At 53.3% G+C, this 4,251-nt stretch carries 3 protein-coding genes; 1 reads left to right on the top strand and 2 read right to left on the bottom strand.

Annotation, left to right across the window (positions count from 1 at the left end; genetic code table 11):
* On the bottom strand, positions 1 to 1,247 hold a 1,247-nt coding region (locus K4A83_RS22225; protein WP_265266900.1), incomplete at its 3' end, for an AMIN domain-containing protein.
* A gap of 357 nt (positions 1,248 to 1,604) precedes the next feature.
* Positions 1,605 to 2,999, bottom strand: a complete 1,395-nt coding sequence (locus K4A83_RS22230; RefSeq protein ID WP_407810271.1) for a cation:proton antiporter — start codon at positions 2,997 to 2,999, stop codon at positions 1,605 to 1,607.
* Between the two features lie 157 nt (positions 3,000 to 3,156).
* Between K4A83_RS22230 and K4A83_RS22235 the strand changes: the two genes are divergently transcribed.
* A complete protein-coding gene (locus K4A83_RS22235; RefSeq protein WP_265266902.1) occupies positions 3,157 to 4,119 on the top strand; it encodes a 3'(2'),5'-bisphosphate nucleotidase in 963 nt (320 codons plus the stop codon).
* Positions 4,120 to 4,251: the final 132 nt, after the last annotated feature.

Consider the following 4,251-nt stretch of genomic DNA (forward strand, 5'->3'; position numbering starts at 1 on the left):
GTGGGGGGTGCGATGCGCTCTGGGGGGGGGACGGGAATATTAATGGGACGGTCAAGGGCTGGGGGGAGAGCGCTGGTGGGACCTTGGTTCAACTGTAAGGACAACAGACGGTCATTGAGTTGACTGAGACGACCCACTTGGATGCCAGAGGCTGGTTGTATCAAGACAACAACGGTATCCCCTTGTTGTCTGAGACGGATTTGGGAAACGGGGCTATTAGCTGAGAGTTGGGGGTTGGGAAAGTTGGGGGCTAATCGAGCGTTGGGAATGGTGACTTGATAGACTCCTGTGCGTGAGTCCCATTGGCCGGTTCCTCGTAAAGCGCGATCGCCTCGAATTAAGATTTGATTCCCTAACCCCAATTCCACCGACTGCACCGTGGTTAAGATATTCTGGGCTGTGCTGGAACTCGGAGCGTCTTGCTCCAACACGGCGGCCCCTTCCGCCGGAACAATCGCTAACCCCCCTGACCGAGCCAGAGAGGCCTGCCAGTCTGGACTATCCACCGACACATCCATCGTAATCCGCGCCAAGGGAGGGGAGGGGCGAATTTGGCTAAATTGCACCTGTCCCACGCCGTAGCGGTTGACCTCAAACCCCTGATCCACTAACTGGTCAGGCAACATAATCCCATTGAGGTCAATTTGAACCTGTTGACCATTGCGACTCCGCCGCACGGCCACCTGACCCCGGGCATTATTTCCCAGCCGCACAAAAAAACCGTTACGGGTAATTTGAAAATCCGAGTCCTGGGGAGTGGGGCTAGCGGTTTGGGCTTGGGTTTGACTTTGACCCTCACTGGGGTTCTCACTCAGATCCAGACTGGGCAAAGCCCCGGCGGTCGAACTGGCCGCCCCCAAGCGTTGGGGTTGAGGCAGTTGTACTGACCATTGGGTGGAGGTCATGCCGCGAAACTGGATGCCTTGGGGGTCGTAGGTATAGCCGGGGGCTAATTCAACCACCAAGCGCGCTGTCGTAGCATTAAACTGACCGGAACGGACTTCCGCCACGGCTCCCCCGATGCGCTGTCTTTCTGAAGGTCTACCCAAGGAGATGCCGGGTAGATCAATTACCAAACGAGTGGGATTGGCAATCAACTGCGCCCTTGGCTGAACCCCTTGATCTGTGGTAAAGGTCAAGCGGTTTTGAGCCGCCTCAAAACGCCAAAAGAGCAGCCTTGCTGCTTCTGCCGGAGAAGCATACAGCAAAGCCGTGACCAAACTCAAAAATAGCCAATATCGTCTCAAAATCCTCTTTCCTTGTGTGTACAACAACGGATGAGTCAGTGACTGGATGTTCAAACTCAGGAGGATGTCTAGACTACCCAGACCTGAGCCTAATTTTTACCGTTTACTTTTGCCTAGGATACATGATGAGCTTGAAAGACGGCATCTCTTCCCCCGGATTTTGTCTGGTGTTGACACTCCACTGCCTAAAGGCGATTAGACCCCTTTTTCTTGTTTTTTAACCTTCTTCGCAGCGATTTAAGCTGGCCATGAAGTTGATTAAAAAACCGAGGTCTTTTGACTAATTCCCCGTCTAAGGATACCACACAGAAGAGATCGCCCCATCTAAGATGATGGTGGGGACTGGTCAGCTTCTAGCTAACTCTCCACGTTAGACGAATCTTCCGCTACTTCGGGAGATTCTCGGAAGACTAAACGCAGGAAGGGGGGAGCAATAAAGGTTGTGGTAATCACCATCATAATGATGGCGGCTTCTGTGGAGGGAGACAGTGCGCCACTGGCGGACCCAACTCCAGCAAAGACTAACCCCACTTCACCCCGAGGAATCATCCCAACCCCAATGGCGATTTTATTGAGATCGGGTTGACCCACGACTGTAAAGCCTGTGATTACCTTTCCTAATATGGCGACTAAAATCAGGAAAGTGGCAATAATCAGTCCTTCCCGATTACTCGGCACGGCGGGATTCAAAACGCTTAAATCGGTTTTGGCTCCGACTACGACGAAAAATACGGGGACTAAAATATCAGCAACGGGAATCACTTGTTCTTCTAGTTCTTCCCGTTTTTCGGTTTCGGCTAAGACTAACCCGGCCGCAAAGGCTCCTAAGATGGCTTCCAGTTGGATGGCGGCGGCGATATAGGAGAGGGTAAAGGCAAAGACGAGGGAGACTAAGAGCAGTTGTCCCCGGGTTTTCATTTCATTAATTAACCCCACATAGAAGGGTTTGAGGAAACGACCGAGGAGAATAGCTCCGACGAGAAAAACCCCGGCGCTGATAATTAAATAAACCACGTTAAGGATTTCGACTTCTCCGGTTTTAGCCAGACTGGCGACTACGGCGAGGACGATAATCCCTAAAATATCATCGAGAACTGCGGCTCCGATGATGATTTGACCTTCTTTGGAACTGAGTTGACCAATTTCTGCTAAAACCTTGGCGGTGATGCCAATACTGGTGGCGGTTAGGGCGGCTCCAGCAAAAATGGCGGGAACTAGGGGAATGCCAAAAATATAGACCAGTCCGGCTGTTCCGGCGGCGAAGGGGGCTACTACCCCGACGACGGCGACTATGGCGGCTTGTGGTCCGACGCGAATGAGTTCTTTGAGGTCGGATTCTAGACCGATTTCAAAGAGCAGGATAATCACCCCCAGTTCCGATAGGACGGAAATGACTTCACTTTGGCTGGTAAAGACAGCTTGGGCGGATTCTGGGGATAAATGGGCGGTGGCTTCAAGGAGTTGAATGATCAGGGAATCACTGGCTTGAGCGTTGCCTTCGGGGAAAATGAGCAGATGGAGAACTGAAACACCGATGACTACCCCGCCGACTAATTCCCCAAGGACGGGGGGTAGGTTGATGCGGGCGCAGAGTTCGCCCCCGAGTTTACTGGCAATATAGACGGCGATTAAGCTTAGGAGAACGCCTGCTAAGACCAGTGTGCTTTCGGTGGCTTCTTCTGCGGTTGCCAACAGGGGCAAGGGGGCAGGAATAATGGAGAAATTTGGGGTGGGTGGATTCACCCAAGTCATTAGGTCAGCCATTCTTTCGGCAGAAATCGTCTTGTCGATTGTAGCTTGTTGTAGCTTGTTGGGTTGTTGCCTGGATAGGAAATCAGACGGAGAGCGTTAGGGATCGGGTTTTGGGTAAAATGCACAGAATATTTAGATCATTTTTTAATTAGAGCAAATGTCCTATAGTACGGAAACTCAAGTGGCGATTGCTGCCGCGATTCAAGCTGCCCAATTGTGTCAAGCGGTGCGCCGGGCTATCCCCGAAGCGATGGAGAAAACGGATAAAAGTCCGGTGACGGTGGCGGATTATGGCTCTCAAGCGATTATTTGTCGGGCGATCGCGCAATCTTTCCCCTCGGATGCCATTGTGGGGGAAGAAGACGCGGCGGAGTTGCGCCGTCCTGAGATGGCGGATACCCTGCAAAAGATAACGAGTTATGTGGGGGCGCTCATTCCCGATGCAACACCGGAACAGGTGGCGGGATGGATTGATCGGGGCAATGGTACTGTCGCTCCACGCTATTGGACTTTGGATCCCATTGACGGGACGAAGGGCTTTTTACGCCAAGATCAGTATGCGGTGGCGATCGCATTAGTGGAACAAGGAGAGGTGAAAGTCGGTGTTCTCGCTTGTCCAGCCCTCCCTGGGCCTGGGGGAGAAACGGGGGTGTTATATGTGGCGGTGCGAGGACAAGGGGCGACTCAAGTTCCCCTCAAGGGGGGCAATCCGACTCCTTTAAAGGTGGTATCCAGTGAGGATGTGGCTCATTTTCGCTTTGTGGAGAGTGTGGAATCGTCCCACGGCGATCGCAGTCGTCAAGAAGCCGTTGCCCAAGCGGTGGGGATTACCACGGAATCTATGCGCATTGATTCCCAAGCCAAATATGGCATTGTGGCATCGGGACAAGCGGTTCTATACTTGCGTTTACCTTCTCCGAAAAGCCCCGACTATCGCGAGAATATTTGGGATCATGCCGCCGGGGCGATTGTGGTGGAAGAGGCAGGGGGCAAGGTCACGGATATGTACGGGAAACCGCTAGATTTCGGCACCGGAACCAAAATGGTGGACAATCGGGGGGTTGTGGTGAGCAATGGGGCGATTCATGACCAAGTGATTGGGGTTTTAGCTCAGAGTTAGGATCTGCTGAATAACTCGGGGAGTTGGGAGTCAGGGAGCAGGGGAGCAGGGGAGCAGGGGAGCAGGGGAGGGGGGGAGCAGGGGAGCGGGGGAGCAGGGGAGCGGGGGAGCAGGGGAGCAGGGGGGCACTTC

The sequence above is a fragment of the Spirulina subsalsa FACHB-351 genome (genome assembly GCF_026130165.1).
Lineage (GTDB): Bacteria > Cyanobacteriota > Cyanobacteriia > Cyanobacteriales > Spirulinaceae > Spirulina_A > Spirulina_A subsalsa_A.

What these genes read in the sequence shown, in the direction of transcription:
- K4A83_RS22230 (WP_407810271.1), bottom strand. Translation starts at nt 2,999, where the DNA reads ATGACTTGGGTGAATCCACCCACCCCAAATTTCTCCATTATTCCTGCC.
- K4A83_RS22235 (WP_265266902.1), top strand. Translation starts at nt 3,157, where the DNA reads ATGTCCTATAGTACGGAAACTCAAGTGGCGATTGCTGCCGCGATTCAA.